Genomic DNA, 15,710 nt, shown 5'->3' with positions numbered 1-15,710 from the left:
CTGCCGGAGCCCGGCCCTGCCGGAGCCCGGGCCGCCGGAGCGGGCCGCACTCAATCGGGCCGGTGCCCGGTTCTGGCAGTTAGCTGTGGAGCACGGCCTTGAATGCCTCGCGGCGCCTTGCCTGTTCGTCGGGATCCGGAACGGGCAGCGAAGCGATGAGTTTCTTCGTGTAGTCGTGCTGCGGGTTGCCCATCACCTGGTTGCCGAGGCCCTGCTCCACCATCTTGCCCTTGTAGAGCACCCCCACCCAGTGGGAGAGCATGTCCACCACGGCGAGATCGTGGCTGATGAACAGGCACGCGAAACCGAACTCCTGCTGGATCTCCTTGAACAGTTCCAGCACCACGGCCTGCACGGACACGTCCAGGGCCGACGTCGGCTCATCGGCGATGAGCAGCTTCGGGTTCAGGATGAGCGCCCGCGCCAGGGAGGCGCGCTGGCGCTGCCCGCCGGAGAGTTCGTGCGGGAACCGGTCAGCGTACGACGCCGGCAGCTGTACGGACTCGAGCAGCTCGCCGACCCTCTTGCGCGCCTCGGCCGCGGTCGGGTTGGAGTGGATGATCAGCGGTTCCGCCACGCAGTCGCCGATGGTCAGCTGCGGGTTGAACGAGGCCGCCGGGTCCTGGAACACGAAGCCGATCTCCTTGCGGAGCGGCTTGAAGGTGCGCTCCTTGAAGTTCAGCATCTCGTAGCCCAGCACCTTCAGGCTGCCGCCCGTGGTGCGGTTCAGGCCGGCGATTGCCCGGCCGATGGTGGTTTTGCCGGAGCCGGACTCCCCCACGAGGCCGAAGACTTCGCCTTCGGAGACGGTGAAGCTGACGCCGTCGACGGCCTTGAACGCCGGGCTGCCGAGCCGCCCCGGATACTCGATGGTCAGGTTCTTTGCCTCGACCAGCACCTTGCCGCCCTGGTGGGCGCGTTCGACCATGCCCTCCGAGGCGGAGTTGCGGCCCAGGTGCGGGACGGCGGCGAGGAGCTTCTTGGTGTAGTCCTCCTTGGGCTCGGCGAACAGCACCCGTGAGGATGCCTCCTCCACGACGTCGCCCTGGTACATGACCACGACGCGGTCGGCGAGGTCGGCGACGACGCCCATGTTGTGCGTAATCAGCACGATGGAGGTCCCGTAGTTGTCGCGCAGGTCCCGCAGCAGTTCAAGGATCTCGGCCTGCACGGTGACATCCAGGGCGGTCGTGGGCTCGTCGGCCACGATGAGGCCGGGGTTCAGGGCCAGCGCGGCGGCAATCACGACGCGCTGTTTCTGGCCGCCCGAGAACTGGTGCGGGTAGTAGTTGACCCGCGTCTCCGGGTCCGGGATGCCCACCTTGCGGAGGGCCTCAATTGCCCGCGCCTTGGCCTCCTTGGCCGAGACCTTGCTGCGGCCGCCGCTGCCGGCGTGTGCGCGGATGCCCTCGGCAATCTGCCACCCCACGGTGAAGACCGGGTTCAGGGCGGTGGATGGCTCCTGGAACACCATGGCCACGTCGCGGCCGCGGATCTCCCGCAGCTTGGCTTCACTGACGCTGATGACGTTGTTGCCGTTGATCAGGACAGCGCCCTGGCTGATGGCCGTCTCCGGCAAAAGTCCCAGGATGGTCTTGGCCGTCACGGTCTTGCCGGATCCCGACTCGCCAACAATGGCGACGACTTCGCCGGGGTTGACCTCGAGGCTGACGTCCTTGACGGCGTACACATCCCCGGCGTCGGTCGCGAAGGTGACTTTAAGGTGGTCGATGTCCAGGACCGGGCCTGCGCCTGCGCCCGGCTTGTCGATGTTGATGGTCATAGAACTCTCGATTCTGCTTCGAGTGCAGCCTGGGTGCCGGCGGTGGAGTCCGGTCCGCCTTTGCCTGCCACAGCCTTCTTGCGGCCCCGCAGGCGGGGATCGTTGAGGTCGTTGATGCTCTCACCGACGAGGGTCAGCCCAAGCACGGTCAGGACGATCGCCGTACCGGGGTAGACACCGGTCCACCAGATGCCCGAGGAGGCGTCTGCAATGGCCTTGTTCAGGTCATAGCCCCACTCGGCGGCGGAGGTCGGTTCGATGCCGAACCCCAGGAAGCCAAGGCCCGCCAGGGTCAGGATGGCCTCGGACGCATTCAGCGTGAAAATCAACGGCAGCGTGCGGGTTGCGTTCTTGAAGATGTGCCGACCCATGATGCGGATGCTGGAGGCACCTACCACCTTGGCCGATTCGACGTACGGCTCCGCCTTCAGCCGGATGGTCTCGGCACGGATGACGCGGAAGTACTGCGGGACGAACACCACCGAGATGGAAATGGAGCAGGCAACAATGCCGCCCCAGAAACTGGACTGGCCGTGGCTGATGACGATTGACATCACGATGGCCAGCAGCAGGGACGGGAAAGCGTAGATCGCATCGGCGACCACCACGAACACCCGGTCGAGCCAGCCGCCGAAGTAGCCGCTGACGAGTCCGAGGGCTACGCCGAGGAAGATCGACATCGCGACGGCGACGATGATCACCACGGCGGCCGTCTGGGCACCCCAGAGCACCCGCGAATAGACGTCATAGCCACCAACCGTGGTGCCCCAGATGTGGGCCGGGCTGGGGGGCTGCTGTGTCGGGAAGGGACCGGCGGCGTCGCTGAGCTGGGCAAACCCGTAGGGCGCGATCCACGGCGCAAACACGGCGACGAGCAGGAAGACGGCGGCCAGCACCATGCCCGTGACGAGCATGAAGCGTTGCAGCCCGACGCTCGAGCGGAAATGCGAGATCACCGGCAGCCGGTAGATGAGGGGCTGCTTGCGCCCGCTTACTTTGGTTGCATTCATGGCTAGTACCTCACTCGCGGGTCGATCAGGGCTGCGACGACGTCCACGATGAAGTTCGTGACGGCAACGATGACCGCCAGCATTACGACGATCCCCTGGACGGCCACGAAGTCGCGGGCGTTCAGGTATTGCACCAGCTGGTAGCCGAGGCCCTTCCACTCGAAGGTGGACTCCGTGAGGACGGCGCCGCCGAGCAGGAGGGCAATCTGGAGCCCCATGACCGTGATGATCGGGATGAGGGCAGGCTTGTAGGCATGCTTGGTCACGAGCCGGTAATTGCTGACGCCACGGGACCGGCCGGCCTCGACGTAGTCCTTGCCGAGCGTGCCGATGACGTTGGTGCGGACCAGCCGCAGGAAGACCCCTGCCGTCAGAAGCCCGAGGGTGAGCGCGGGGAGGACTGAATGGGCCGCGACGTCGCCGAACGCGGCCATGTTGCCGCTGCGCAAGGCATCCAGCCAGTAGATCCCGGTCGGTGCGGCCAGGCTTCCCATGGCCAGTTCGGTCCTGGTGGAGGCCCGTCCTGCGACGGGCAGCCAGCCGAGCCAGACGGAGAAGGCCAGCTTCATCAGCAGGCCGGCGAAAAACACCGGGGTGGCGTAGCAGAGGATGGCGAAGAACCGCAGGACGGCGTCGGGTGCCTTATCGCGCTTGTAGGCGGAGATAAGCCCGAGCGGGATGCCGACCAAGAGCGCCACGATGAGGGCATTGATGGCCAGTTCCAGGGTTGCCGTGCCAAACGTGATGATCATTTCGACCACGGGCCGGCGGTCGGTGATGGTGGTGCCGAAGTTGCCGGTCGCCACCTGGCCAACGTATTCGAGGTACTGCACGAGGATCGGGCGGTCGTAGCCGGCGTCGTGGATGCGCTGCGCGAGCGCCTCCGGGGGAAGCCTGCCGCCCTGGGCGGCGGTGATGGGGTCGCCGATGACCCGCATCAGGAAGAAGACCAACGTCACCAGAATGAATATGGTCGGAATGATCAGGAAGAACCGGATCAGGATGTAGGTCCCCAAGCCCCCACCCGAGGATTTTTTCTTGGACGGAAGAAGTCCGTCGGCGTCGTTTAGCGGCGCCTCAGTCAATGTTGTCATTGGTACCTAAGATTGTGCTGTCGCGGCCTTGGGCGGGCCGGCGTGGACTGCAGGGTGCGGCAATGACCAGCAAAGGCGGGGCGCCTCGAGGGCGCCCCGCCTGGCAGGCTGGTCAGGTCAGCACAGGTGCAGCCTTACTTGGAAATAGTTCCCAAACGGAACTTGAAGGAGGCATCGAGGGTGGTATCGACACCCTTGACACCGCTGCCGGAGATGGCAACCTGCGCGCCCTGGAGCAGCGGAAGCGTGGAGATGTCCTTGGCGAGGGCATTCTGCGCATCCTTGATCGTGGACTCGCGTTCAGTCTTATCGACGGTGGTGAGCTGCTTGCTGATCAGGTCGTTGACGGTCGGGTTGTTGTAGTGGTTCTTCAGGAAGCCACCCTCCGGGAAGAACGGGGTCAGGTAGTTGTCGGCGTCGCTGAAGTCCGGGAACCAGCCGAACTGGAACAGGGGGTATTCATCGGCGCGGCTGGCCTTGCTGTAGGTGACCCATTCGGTGGACTGCAGGTTGACCTTGAACAAACCGGACTTCTCCAGCTGGTCCTTGATCATGGCGTACTCGTCGCCGGAGGACTTGCCGTAGTGGTCCGGGTTGTACTGCAGGTTCATCGAGACGGGGGTCGTCACACCGGCGTCGGCCAGGACCTTCTTGGCCTTGTCCAGGCTCGGCTTGCCGGCGTCGCCGTAAGCGTCCTTGAACGATTCATTGGCACCGAGGAAGCCGCTGGGAACGTTGGAGTACAGCGGCAGGTAGGTGCCCTTGTAGACCTGGTCCGCGATGGACTGGCGGTCAACGAGGTTCGCGATGGCCTGGCGGACGGCGAGCGCCTTGGCCGGATCGGCGTCGGCAGCCTTGGCACCGAACGGCATGGTGTCGTAGTTGAACGTGATGTAGCGGATTTCGCCGCCGGGGCCAACGTTGACCTTGACCTTGGAGTCCTTCTTCAGGTCATCGACGTCGGTGGCGCTCAGGCTGCGGTTCGCGACGTCGATGTTCCCCTGCTGGATGTCCAGCTTCATGTTGGTGGGGTCGGCGTAGTACTTGATGGTGGCGGCGTCGTTGGCCGGCTTGCCGAGGACACCCTGGTAGTCCGGGAATGCCTTGAAGCTGACCAGCTCGTTCTTCTTGTACGTGTCGATCACATACTGGCCGTAGAAGGCCTTGGCCTTGACGATCGAGTCGTCGTCAAGCAGCTTGTCGGCCGGGAAGACTTCATCGTCTACGATCGGCGCGGCGGGGCTGCTGAGGATCTGGGCGAAGGTCTGGTCGTTCGCCTGCTTCAGCTTGAAGACCACGGTGTTCGCATCGGGGGCGGTGATGCTTTCGATGTTGGTCAGCAGGCTTGCGGGACCGGCGGGATCGTTGATCTTGGTCTGCCGGTCGAAGGAGAACTTGACGTCCTTGGAGTCGAGCGTGTGGCCGTTGGCCCACTTGAGGCCCGGCTTGAGCTTGACCGTGTATTCGGTCGGCGAGGTGAAGGACGCGGACTCGGCCAGGTCCGGCACGGGATCTGCGCTGCCCGGCTTCGAGTTGAGGAGGAAGGAGTAGATCTGGTTCATCACCATGAACGAACCGTTGTCGTAGGCGCCCGCCGGATCCAAGGCTGTGACCTTGTCCGTGGTGCCGTAGGCGATCGGACCGCTTGCTGCGGCTGATGACCCGCCAGCGCCGCCGGTCGGCCCGGTGCAGGCCGTCAGTGCAAAGGCGGAAACCCCGGCGAGCGCGATGACGCTCTGCCAGGCCTTTTTGTTCATTGCCATCTGTGAACTTTCTGTTCGATGCGTTCTAGCGCAGCCCGAAGTGAAACGAAGGACTCGTCGGGCGGCACGCTTTGCTGATCCCTAGATTCAACCAGACAATCATTCGGTGAAACGTTGCATTTTGTGAGTTGAGACACAAAATTTACACGATTCGAAGGTTTCTCTCATTTTCTTCAGGATTCCACCCGGATCTTCGGCAGGGTCGCTGGCCCGCCGGCCGTGGGGTGAAACGACGAAGGGCCCCGCTAGATGGCGGGACCCTTCGCTGGATTCGGTGTGGCGGGCGGCTAGAGAGCGGCCCGCTGCAGTGAGCGCGCGGCATCGATGGTGGCCTGGCCGAGCACGCGGCTGCCCTGGTAGAGCACGACGGTCTGGCCGGGGGCCACGCCGCGCAGCGGCTCGGTGAGGGTGACCACCAGCTCGTCGCCCGCCGTGTGTGCGCGGGCCGGGACGGGGTCGCCGTGGGCGCGGACCTGGGCGTAGCAGTCAAACTCTTCGCCCGTTGCCACCTCGGCGATGGGCAGCCCCGCCCAGGACACCTTGATGCCTCGAATTTCGTCGATGGCGAGCAGCGCCTCCGGGCCCACCACCACCTTGTTCTCCTTGGGCCGGATCTCCAGCACGAACCGCGGCTTGCCGTCCGCGGCCGGGGTGCCGAGCTTCAGCCCGCGCCGCTGGCCCACGGTGAACGCGTTGGCGCCCGGGTGCTCGCCGACCTTCGCGCCGGATTCGTCCACGATGTCCCCCGTGGTCATTTCAATCTTCTCGGCGAGCCAGCCGGCGGTGTCGCCGTCGGGGATGAAACAGATGTCGTGGCTGTCCGGCTTGTTCGCCACGGAGAGGCCGCGACGCTCCGCCTCCGCGCGGACCTCAGCCTTGGACGGCGTCTCAGCCAGCGGGAACATCGAGTGCTTGAGCTGTTCGTGGGTCAGTACCCCGAGCACATAGCTCTGGTCCTTGGCCCAGTCCGCAGCGCGGTGCAGTTCGGGGTTGCCGTCGGCGTCGGTGATGACCTTGGCGTAGTGGCCGGTGCACACGGCATCGAAGCCCAGGGCGATGGCCTTCTCCAGCAGGGCGGCGAACTTGATCCGCTCGTTGCAGCGCATGCAGGGATTGGGGGTGCGGCCCGCGGCGTATTCATCGATGAAGTCCTGGACGACATCTTCCTTGAACCGCTCGGAAAAGTCCCAGACGTAGTACGGGATCCCGAGGATGTCGCAGGCACGCCAGGCGTCACGGGAGTCCTCGATCGTACAACAGCCTCGGCTGCCGGTTCGCAGGGTGCCCGGCATCCGGGACAGCGCGAGGTGGACGCCGACGACGTCGTGCCCCGCCTCAACGGCGCGGGCGGCGGCAACGGCGGAATCGACGCCGCCACTCATGGCTGCAAGAACTCGCATACTGGCTTTCTCTAGGGTTCGGGGTGTCGCAGGCTCCGGGGATGCTGTTCACAAGCTGCAGTACTGCTGGGCTTCACAACTGGGCTCAACGGCGCTGGTACTGCTGGCCCCCGGAAATAGCACAATGCCTGCCCCGCCATTCTATCGCCACGCCGAATCCTCCCCAAAAGGCCTTGACGGGGCCGCGTCCCCCTTCTAGCGTCAGGATAAGCGGTTTTAGAAAACGGGAATGCGCACTCGCGGGAATCGAGCGGACATGGCTGTCGGGAACATCATGATCGTGGGCGGCGGGCTGGCCGGTGCCACCGCCGCCAAGACGTTGCGGGCGGAGGGATTCGGCGGCCCCGTCGTGCTGGTGGCCGCCGAGTCCCACCCGCCTTACCTGCGCCCGCCGCTGTCCAAGGAGTACCTGCTGGGCAAGGCCGGCGACGACACCCTGCCGGTGGTGCCCGAGGACTGGTACGACGCGAACGACGTCGACCTCCGGCTCCGCGTCCAGGCCACGGCGCTGGACCCGGCGGCCCGGGCCGTGGTTCTGGAGGACGGGCAGCGGCTGGAGTACGGCTCGCTCCTGCTCGCCACGGGAGCGCGGCCCAGGACCATCCCGCTGCCCGGCAGCGGGCTCGACGGCGTCAGCACGTTCCGGACGGTGGAGGACAGCCGGCGCCTGCACGCCCGCCTCGCCGAAGGTGGCCTGAACGTGGTCATGGTCGGGTCCGGCTGGATCGGGATGGAACTGGCCGCCGCTGCCAGCACCTTTGGAAACACGGTCACCCTGATGGGGCTGGAGGACGTGCCGCTGGGCGCGGCGATCGGCCCGGACTTGGGTGGCTTCTTCCGCGAGCTGCACGAGGCCCACGGTGTACGGTTCAGGCTTCCGGCGTCTGCTGCCGGGATTCAGGGGCAGTCGGGACGGGCGACGGCAGTGGTCACCGATGCCGGCGAAATGCTGCCCGCCGACCTGGTGGTCATCGCCGTCGGCGTCGTGCCGGAGGTCGGCTTGGCCGAGGCGGCCGGCCTCGGGATCCGCAACGGCATCCTCACCGACGCGTCGCTGCGGACTTCGGCGCCCGGGATCTTCGCCGCCGGCGACGTCGCGAATGCCCTGCACCCGTTAACCGGCGAGCACCACCGCAGCGAGCACTGGTCCAATGCCCTCAATGGCGGCAAGGTGGCAGCCAAGGCGATGCTCGGCCTCGACGCCACGCTGGACACCATCCCGTACTTCTACACGGACCAGTACGACGTCAGCATGGAGTACTCGGGCTTCCCGACGCTCGTTGCCGGCCCGCCGGTCATCCGCGGCTCACTGGCGGACAAGGAGTTCATTGCCTTCTGGCAGCAGGAAGGCCGGGTGATCGCCGGAATGAACGTCAACTGGCCCCGCGCCGCCAAGCCGCAGAAGGCGATCAAGTCGCTCATCAACGCACGCACCGCCGTGAGCCCGGACCTGCTTGCCGACTCCTCGGTACCCTTGGATCAGCTCCTGGATTAGCTCTGGATCAGCTCCTGCCGGAAGCCTGACGGGCAGACTCCCGCGCGACCGTTCCCGCGGTCTGGATGCTGGACTCATGCCCGGCCATGCCCGCCTGGCGGGCCCGCGCATAGGCTCCCGGCAGCGCAGCGAGCAGGGCATCGACGTCGGCGTCGGTCGAGGAATGCCCGAGCGTAAAGCGCTGCGCCCCCCTCGCAGTGTCCTCATCCAGGCCCATCGCCAGCAGCACGTGGGAGGGCCTCGGAACACCCGCGGTGCAGGCGGAGCCCGTGGAGGACTCGACGCCGGCGAGGTCCAGCAGGAACAGCAGCGAGTCCCCTTCGCAGCCGGGGAACGTGAAATGCGCATTGCCGGGCAGCCGCCCGGGGCCCGGGGCACCCCGCAGGACGGCCTCGGGGACGGCAGCACGGACCCCCTCAATCAGCCGGTCCCGAAGGGCCGCGATCCTGGCCGCTTCCTCGGGGAGTTTCGCGGCAACGGCCTCGGCGGCCGCGGCAAACGCGGCGATCGAGGCGGTGTCCAGCGTCCCGGAACGGACGTCGCGTTCCTGCCCGCCGCCATGCTGGACGGGGGTCAGCTTCACCGCCCGGCCCAGGATCAGCGCACCGACGCCGACCGGTCCGCCGATCTTGTGCCCGGAGACGGACATGGCGTCCAGGCCCGTCCCGCGGAAGTCAACGGACAGGGAGCCGAAGGCCTGGACGGCGTCGGAGTGGACCGGTACGCCGGCAGCGTGGGCCAGTTCCACAACCCGGGCGACGGGCTGGATGGTGCCGACCTCGTTGTTGGCCCACATGACGCTCACCAGTGCGATCGAGCCCGGATCCCGGGACAGCTCGGCTTCGAGCACGGCCAGGTCCACGACGCCCGCGGCATCCACCGGGAGCCAGCAAACCTCGGCGCCCTCATGCCGTTCGAGCCATTCGACGGTGTCCAGCACCGCGTGGTGTTCGACGGCGGAACACAGGATGCGGTTACGCGCAGGATCCTCGGCACGGCGGGCCCAGTACAGGCCCTTGACCGCCAGGTTGTCCGCCTCGGTCCCGCCTGAGGTAAAGATGACCTCCGAGGGATGGGCGCCCGCGGCCGCCGCGAGTACTTCCCTCGCGTCCTCCACGGAACGCCGGGCACGGCGGCCCGCTCCATGCAGCGAGGAGGGGTTGCCGGTCCGGGCCAGTTCGCGCGTCAGTGCGGCCAGCGCTTCCGGGGCGAGGGTGGTGGTGGCGGCGTGATCGAGGTAGACAGGCACAGCCCAATTCTACCTGCGCTCACCCGGGCCGCCGCGGCGCCAGGGCGAAGGCGCAGCGTTAAGGCGAAGGCATAGGCCCGGGGCGGAGGGACGGGGCGAAGGGACTGTGAAGAAAACAGTGCTGGTGTACATTCAAGCGGTGAAAGCGCCCCTCTGCCTTGTGCTGGCCGCACTGTTCTGGTCCGGCAATTTCGTCGTCGGACGGGCCGCCGTCGCCTCCATGACCCCGCTGGAGCTGACCTTCTGGCGCTGGACCCTGGCCGCCGTGCCGCTGCTGGTCCTGGCCCACTTCATCGAAAGGCCCGACTGGGCCGCCGTGCTGCGCCACTGGCGAGTGCTCTTGCTGCTGAGTGTCCTGGGCATGAGCGGCTATACGCTGCTGCTCTACGGCGCGCTCGGATTCACATCCGCGATGAACGCCTCCCTGATGACGGCTGCAAACCCGGCCCTCATCGCGGTCATGGCGATCGTCCTGCTCGGCGAGAAGACCACACGGCTGGGCTGGCTCGGCATCTGCCTTGGCCTGCTGGGTGTGCTGCTCGTCCTGACCCAGGGCGACCTGGCCCGCGTGGTCAGCCTCTCCATCAACACCGGTGAGCTCATGATGATCGGCGCGATCATCGTCTGGGGCTTCTACACGATCATTGCCCGCCGGCTGACTGTGCCGCCCATCGCCGCCACAGCGGTGCAGGTAGTGATCGCGACCGTGACGCTGGCGCCGTTTGCCCTCGCCATGAAAGTGCAGTTTCCCGACACCGCGGCCGAAGGCTGGTCAATGGCGTACATCGCCCTGTTCCCGTCCCTTGGTTCCTATCTCCTCTGGAATCTGGCGCTGAAAACCACCCCGCCCGGGACCGCGGGAAACTACCTCAACCTGATGGTCGTCTTCACCGCGATCATCACCGTGCTGCTCGGGACGCCGCTCACCCTCGTGCAGATCGTAGGCGGCCTCTTGGTGATCGCCGGCGTCCTGCTGACCGGAATCAAGGGCCAGGCCCGCAGTGCCGGCCGGCCCACCGGCAGGGCCCCGGCCGGGACGGTCGCCGCCGATTCAGGCAGGGCGGGTCACGCAGGCAGCCCGGTCACGATGGCAGAATACGGGCACAGCACTGCCCGGGCTGCGCGCCGCCCTGCTCCCTGAGATCTTCGATGGCGAGCGCTTCGATCCGGCCCGGGTCGATCCCCAGGGCCATTGAGGCCCCGCCGAGGAAGGCGCCGCTCATGGCACACACCACGTCTGCGTGCCCGGCAGCGAGGCGATGGAACGGGCAGTTCAGCAGCACCAGTCCCCCGCCGCCGTCGTCCGCCGGGCAGTAGCCCTGCCCCGCCAGGAAGTCTGCGAACGGACCGGTGCCATCGGGACCGCCGGCGGAGTCCGCCTCCGCCGCCCCGGCGGCCCCCTCCGGCTCGCGGCCGGCTGCGCGGGCTGCCGACTCACCCACTGACTGCCCCCTGGCGCGGGCAGCCCGGAGCAGGGCCTCACGCGGCGATCCGCCGCCGCTGGTTGCGTCCTCGATCGCGGACACCAGCAGTTCGGCGGCGAGGTCATAGTGGCGGTCGGGAACGGAGGCCGCGACCTCGTCCACGGCGGCCCGGTACAGCTTGGCGGGCCGGCCGGAACCGGGGCCCTCCCGCCCTCCTAGCTTGCGGAACTCTACGGCCAGCAGCCCGTCTTTCACCAGCCGGTCCAGATGGAAGGAGGCGGTGCTCCGCGCCAGGCCCACGGCCTGGGCTGCATCGTCCCGGCCAACGGCATCCGCCGCTGAGGCGACGAAGTCAAACAGCCTCCTGCGGCTCTCGTCTCCCAGCGACGCGACCGCCGCAAGCCTTTTGTTCCACGGAAGCTTGGTCATGAGACAAGAATATCTCTAAAAACAAGAATCATTGCTTAATCCTCGTGCGGCCCTCTAAAATCGAAGTATCCATTTTTAGAAGGAGTAATGCCATGAAAGTTTCCCCAGCCCTCGCCACTCCGACGCATCAGCTCGCAAGGGACCGCCAGGCCTTCCTGTTGCTGCGGACCGTCTTCACGGTTGCGCCGATCCTGTTCGGCCTTGACAAGTTCACGAACCTTTTGACCGACTGGACCATGTATCTGGCCCCCGTGGTGACCCAGGTGGTCCCGCTGCCGGCCCAGACGATCATGTACATCGTTGGCGTGGTGGAAATCGCCGCCGGTGTAGCCGTGGCGCTGCGCCCGCGCTTCGGATCGGCGCTTGTGGCCGCCTGGCTGCTGGGCATCATCATCAACCTGATCATCCTCGGCGGCTTCTACGATGTCGCTCTGCGTGACTTCGGGCTGCTCGTGGGCGCCCTGGCACTGAACAGGCTGTCCCCGCGCAAGGCCGCGCCGGCCGCTACGCCGGGCAGCTAGGCCAATCGGCTGGTCCTCAGCAGTTAAGCGAAGACGCCGGGCACGCCACTACGCCAAAACGCAGACGGCCCGCGGAACGACCTCGATGGTCATCGGGAGCGCCCCGATCCGCTCGCCGTCGGCGTAGGCCACGATGTTGCTTGCCGACAGTTCCACGGTGCGGACCCGGCGAAGCTGCACGGCGGGGTGGCCCACGTGCTTGCCGGCAAACACTTTCGGGAACACGGCCAGCAGCCCGGTCCGGGACAGCCGGCTGACAATGAAGAGGTCCAGGTAGCCGTCATCGAGGACGGCTTCCGGGACAATCCTCATCCCGCCGCCGATCGACTGGCCGTTGGCGACGGAAATCAGCATGGCGCCCTGTTGCCACCGCTCGCCGTCGGCCGTGACCGTGTAATCGATGGCCCGGAACGACGCCAGTTCCCGAAGCATGGCGAGCTGGTAGCGGATCTTGCCGCGCGGCCAACGCCAGTCATTGGCCCGCTCATTGACGGCGGCATCGAATCCGGCCGAGACGACGCCCGCAAACAAGCGGGAGCATCCTCCAGCGGTGATCCTGCCGGCGTCGATCATCCGACCGCCGTCGGCCAAAGACTCCAGCGCCCGTTCGCAGGCCGCCGTGAGGTTGTGCAGCGGCAGGCCCAGCGCCCGGGCCGTATCGTTGCCCGTCCCGGTGGGAATGATGCCCAGCGGAACCTGACGGCCGGCACCGGCAATCGCATTGAGCCCCAGGTGCACCATGCCGTCGCCGCCCACCACCACGAGGGCATCCACGCCTGACTCCAGCGCATCCTCAACGGCCTGCGCGAGCCCGGCATAGCTGTCAGCGCACAGCAGCAGGACCTCCGCCCCGGCTGCACGGAAGTGCGCCGCCGCGTCCTTCCCGGCGTGCCGCGCCCGGCCAAAGGATGCGCGCGGGTTGACGGCGACGGCGATCAGCATGCGCGCAATTATGCCAGCCGCCGGGAACCATCCCTGTACACGCAGTCGTTATCCCTCCAGCCGGTTAAACTGGGCACGCCGGACGCCCACGAACGGTCCGGCATTCCCACCGCCGGCACCATCAATGAAAAGGATCTCTGTTTGACGCAGGGCAGCAGCTCGCACTACCAGGTCCTCGGGATCCCCGTGACGGCGACGGAGAAGGACATCAAAGTGGCGTACCGCAAGGCCGCCCGGACCGCCCACCCGGACCACGGCGGCGATCCGGCCGCGTTTCGGCGCGTCACCCTCGCCTACGAGACACTCATCGACACCAAGCGCCGCGCGGACTATGACCGCTCCTACGGCAGCGCATCCGGCGGGGCGTATGCGTCTCCCGCCGGCGACGAGGGCGCCCACTTCGACGCGCCGGCCGCGGGCAGCCGGGCCTCGGCCAACGTGCGACGGCCGAACACGCCGCGGAATACGGCCGCGGACCCACCCGTCTACGTTCCGCCGTTCGAGCAGTTTGACGGCGGGTCGGCGGTGCCGCTGATTCCCGCCAGCGTGGCCCGACAGCAGGTCCACGGCATGCCCCGCAAGCGCGGAATCTTCGGCGCCGAAGCCCGGATCCAACGCGAGATGCGCACCGTGCAGCTCATCAGCAGGCAGATCCTGACCACCATCCCGGCGGCGCGCCTCGTCAACGGGCTGCAGTCCCCGGCGGACAACAGCCACATCGACCACGCCGTCCTGGCCGGGTACCGGCTCGCGATCGTGGGATCCATGCTCCTGCCGCCGGGCGCCTATGCATGGAACGGCAGCACGCTGACCCACGGCGGACGCTCCGTCGCCCCGCCCCAACTGGGCCACATCGTGCGCCGGATGCAGGACATATTTCCCGAGCTCAATGTCACCGGCTGGATTGTTGTCCACAGTACGGACGGCAATCTGCATCAACCGGTCATCGACCGGCACCGCCGCGCCGGCGGCCAGGGAAGCGGGTACGGGGAAGGCTCGGGCCTTGTCGAGGTGGTCAATGCCGCGGGCCTGGCCCGTGGCCTCAAGTTGTTCCTCGGCTCGGGACCGGCGCCCAACACGGTCAACGTTCCCGTTCTGGCCCGCCTGCTGGGCGGAATGCACTAGATACCGCCCGGGCACTCCCCTGCGCCCCCGGGACAGAAGGCCCGCGGCGCGTTCGACGCCGGCGGCTCGCTAGGATGGAAAGGTGTTCCGCATCCTCTTCCACACCCCCGAAATCCCCGGCAATACGGGAAACGCCATCAGGCTGGCTGCCATCACGGGCGCCGAACTGCATCTGGTGGAGCCCCTGGGCTTTGACTTCTCCGACGCCAAACTCCGGCGGGCGGGCCTGGACTACCATGACCTCGCCGTCGTGACCGTCCACCCGGACATCGACGCGGCGTGGGCCGCTCTGGAACCGGAACGGGTATTTGCCTTCACCTCTGACGGCGAGACCACGTACACAGACATCCGCTACCGTGCCGGGGACGTCCTCCTGTTTGGTCCTGAATCCGTGGGTTTGCCCGAGGAAGTCAAACACAGTCCCCGGGTGACGTCCCGGGTCCGCCTGCCGATGCTGCCGTCCCTGCGCTCACTGAACCTGGCCAATGCGGCGTCCATCGCCGTCTACGAGGCGTGGCGCCAGAACGGGTTCTCAGGGGCCAAGTTGTAGCGGTCCGCCGCGGAGGCCCGCCAGGACCGGCGGCGGCCCCGTGGGGAGCCCGCGGGAAAGAATTCCCGCGCACCGCGCCCATCCAGGTGCCGGGCTGCGCCGAATCACTTCTGAAGGCGGACACCAAATCCGCCCACTCGGCATTGTGTCTACCAAGCATCATGGGGAGAAACGGAAGGGAGCGAGGAACGGCGGGTGAAAACAGTACATCTGGACAGATCCTCTGCCGGTGCGGCAGGGGCCGGACTCGCAGAGCATGCCGCACCGAGTGGCCCGCGTTGGCCTGCAGGCGCCCTATGCTTGGGAGTGATGGAAACTCCGAATGCCCCGAACCCCGAGGCCGCCGCACCGGCGGGCACCTCAGCCGACATCAACGGCCGGCTCAGCAGCCTGCTGGCACTGATTGCCCAGGGCGACCAGACGGCGTTCGCGGAATTTTACAGCCTTACCTCCAGGCGCGTCTTCGGCATGGCGCGCCGGGTCCTGATCGACACCGAACTCAGTGAGGACACCACCCAGGAAGTCTTCCTGCAGGTGTGGCAGAACGCCGCCAAGTTCAATCCCGCCGCCGGCAGTCCGCTCGCCTGGCTCATGACCATCTCGCACCGCCGCGCCGTTGACAAAGTCCGGTCCTCGCAGTCCGCCACCGACCGCGAAGCCAGATACGGTGCCAGCAGCCAGGAGATCGACCACGATTCCGTCTCGGACGAAGTCGGCAGCCGGCTCGAGGCCGAGGCCGTGGTCCGGTGCATGGAGACGCTGACCGATACGCAGCAGGAGTCCGTCCGGCTGGCATATTACGGCGGCCTCACCTACCGGGAAGTGGCCGAGCGGCTGAATGCCGCAGTACCTACCATCAAGTCCCGCATCCGCGATGGACTCATCCGACTGAAGACCTGCTTGGGGGTGAGCTGAATTGACCGAC

At 66.9% G+C, this 15,710-nt stretch carries 14 protein-coding genes; 6 read left to right on the top strand and 8 right to left on the bottom strand.

The features are described 5' to 3' along the window. Positions 1-79: 79 nt before the first annotated feature. From AC1DXI_RS03255 to mnmA, 5 genes are all read right to left on the bottom strand, one after another. Entirely contained in the window at positions 80-1,783 is a 1,704-nt protein-coding gene (locus AC1DXI_RS03255; protein ID WP_476937416.1) for an ABC transporter ATP-binding protein, read from the bottom strand. After that, positions 1,780-2,793, bottom strand: coding sequence for an ABC transporter permease (locus AC1DXI_RS03250; RefSeq protein ID WP_476937415.1), 1,014 nt, complete (start codon positions 2,791-2,793; stop codon positions 1,780-1,782). Before AC1DXI_RS03250 ends, AC1DXI_RS03255 begins: the two co-directional genes overlap by 4 nt. A 2-nt stretch (positions 2,794-2,795) precedes the next feature. Next, a complete protein-coding gene (locus AC1DXI_RS03245) occupies positions 2,796-3,887 on the bottom strand; it encodes an ABC transporter permease (protein WP_026538412.1) in 1,092 nt (363 codons plus the stop codon). 134 nt (positions 3,888-4,021) lie between these two features. Then, positions 4,022-5,650 carry an ABC transporter substrate-binding protein gene (locus tag AC1DXI_RS03240; protein WP_476937414.1) on the bottom strand — a complete coding sequence of 543 codons (1,629 nt, stop codon included), beginning with the start codon at positions 5,648-5,650 and terminating at the stop codon, positions 4,022-4,024. A 287-nt stretch (positions 5,651-5,937) separates the two neighbouring features. Beyond that, positions 5,938-7,050 (bottom strand): tRNA 2-thiouridine(34) synthase MnmA, encoded by a 1,113-nt coding sequence (gene mnmA, locus AC1DXI_RS03235; protein WP_476937413.1) that lies wholly within the window; start codon positions 7,048-7,050, stop codon positions 5,938-5,940. 256 nt (positions 7,051-7,306) lie between these two features. Between mnmA and AC1DXI_RS03230 the strand changes: the two genes are divergently transcribed. Next, positions 7,307-8,545 carry an NAD(P)/FAD-dependent oxidoreductase gene (locus AC1DXI_RS03230; protein ID WP_476937412.1) on the top strand — a complete coding sequence of 413 codons (1,239 nt, stop codon included), beginning with the start codon at positions 7,307-7,309 and terminating at the stop codon, positions 8,543-8,545. A gap of 7 nt (positions 8,546-8,552) precedes the next feature. Here the strand turns inward: AC1DXI_RS03230 and AC1DXI_RS03225 are convergent, their stop codons facing one another. Further along, positions 8,553-9,794, bottom strand: a complete 1,242-nt coding sequence (locus AC1DXI_RS03225; RefSeq protein WP_476937411.1) for a cysteine desulfurase family protein — start codon at positions 9,792-9,794, stop codon at positions 8,553-8,555. 139 nt (positions 9,795-9,933) lie between these two features. Here AC1DXI_RS03225 and AC1DXI_RS03220 point away from each other — a divergent pair, with 139 nt between their 5' ends. Next, entirely contained in the window at positions 9,934-10,935 is a 1,002-nt protein-coding gene (locus AC1DXI_RS03220) for a DMT family transporter (RefSeq protein WP_476937410.1), read from the top strand. Here the strand turns inward: AC1DXI_RS03220 and AC1DXI_RS03215 are convergent. Next, positions 10,877-11,647 (bottom strand): helix-turn-helix transcriptional regulator, encoded by a 771-nt coding sequence (locus tag AC1DXI_RS03215; protein ID WP_476937409.1) that lies wholly within the window; start codon positions 11,645-11,647, stop codon positions 10,877-10,879. The genes AC1DXI_RS03220 and AC1DXI_RS03215 overlap by 59 nt on opposite strands. Positions 11,648-11,739: 92 nt before the next feature. On the opposite strand from AC1DXI_RS03215, the gene AC1DXI_RS03210 reads away from it, so the two are divergent. Next, positions 11,740-12,168 (top strand): hypothetical protein, encoded by a 429-nt coding sequence (locus AC1DXI_RS03210; protein ID WP_476937408.1) that lies wholly within the window; start codon positions 11,740-11,742, stop codon positions 12,166-12,168. Positions 12,169-12,216: 48 nt separating this feature from the next. Here the strand turns inward: AC1DXI_RS03210 and AC1DXI_RS03205 are convergent, their stop codons facing one another. After that, positions 12,217-13,110: a diacylglycerol/lipid kinase family protein gene (locus tag AC1DXI_RS03205; RefSeq protein ID WP_476937407.1), complete on the bottom strand. Its 894-nt coding sequence runs from the start codon at positions 13,108-13,110 to the stop codon at positions 12,217-12,219. Positions 13,111-13,251: 141 nt separating this feature from the next. Here AC1DXI_RS03205 and AC1DXI_RS03200 point away from each other — a divergent pair, with 141 nt between their 5' ends. From AC1DXI_RS03200 to sigK, 3 genes are all read left to right on the top strand, one after another. Beyond that, complete coding sequence (locus AC1DXI_RS03200; protein ID WP_476937406.1) at positions 13,252-14,235, top strand: J domain-containing protein; 984 nt, start codon at positions 13,252-13,254, stop codon at positions 14,233-14,235. Between the two features lie 82 nt (positions 14,236-14,317). Next, complete coding sequence (locus AC1DXI_RS03195) at positions 14,318-14,785, top strand: tRNA (cytidine(34)-2'-O)-methyltransferase (protein WP_476937405.1); 468 nt, start codon at positions 14,318-14,320, stop codon at positions 14,783-14,785. Between the two features lie 309 nt (positions 14,786-15,094). Then, positions 15,095-15,700, top strand: coding sequence for an ECF RNA polymerase sigma factor SigK (gene sigK, locus AC1DXI_RS03190; protein WP_018775186.1), 606 nt, complete (start codon positions 15,095-15,097; stop codon positions 15,698-15,700). Positions 15,701-15,710: the final 10 nt, after the last annotated feature.

The organism is Arthrobacter sp. P1_H7 (assembly GCF_056405215.1).
This window is presented reverse-complemented; position numbering and strand designations above follow the sequence as displayed.

What these genes read in the sequence shown, in the direction of transcription:
- AC1DXI_RS03255 (WP_476937416.1), bottom strand. Translation starts at nt 1,783, where the DNA reads ATGACCATCAACATCGACAAGCCGGGCGCAGGCGCAGGCCCGGTCCTG.
- AC1DXI_RS03250 (WP_476937415.1), bottom strand. Translation starts at nt 2,793, where the DNA reads ATGAATGCAACCAAAGTAAGCGGGCGCAAGCAGCCCCTCATCTACCGG.
- AC1DXI_RS03245 (WP_026538412.1), bottom strand. Translation starts at nt 3,887, where the DNA reads ATGACAACATTGACTGAGGCGCCGCTAAACGACGCCGACGGACTTCTT.
- AC1DXI_RS03240 (WP_476937414.1), bottom strand. Translation starts at nt 5,650, where the DNA reads ATGGCAATGAACAAAAAGGCCTGGCAGAGCGTCATCGCGCTCGCCGGG.
- mnmA (WP_476937413.1), bottom strand. Translation starts at nt 7,050, where the DNA reads ATGCGAGTTCTTGCAGCCATGAGTGGCGGCGTCGATTCCGCCGTTGCC.
- AC1DXI_RS03230 (WP_476937412.1), top strand. Translation starts at nt 7,307, where the DNA reads ATGGCTGTCGGGAACATCATGATCGTGGGCGGCGGGCTGGCCGGTGCC.
- AC1DXI_RS03215 (WP_476937409.1), bottom strand. Translation starts at nt 11,647, where the DNA reads ATGACCAAGCTTCCGTGGAACAAAAGGCTTGCGGCGGTCGCGTCGCTG.
- AC1DXI_RS03210 (WP_476937408.1), top strand. Translation starts at nt 11,740, where the DNA reads ATGAAAGTTTCCCCAGCCCTCGCCACTCCGACGCATCAGCTCGCAAGG.
- AC1DXI_RS03205 (WP_476937407.1), bottom strand. Translation starts at nt 13,110, where the DNA reads ATGCTGATCGCCGTCGCCGTCAACCCGCGCGCATCCTTTGGCCGGGCG.
- sigK (WP_018775186.1), top strand. Translation starts at nt 15,095, where the DNA reads ATGGAAACTCCGAATGCCCCGAACCCCGAGGCCGCCGCACCGGCGGGC.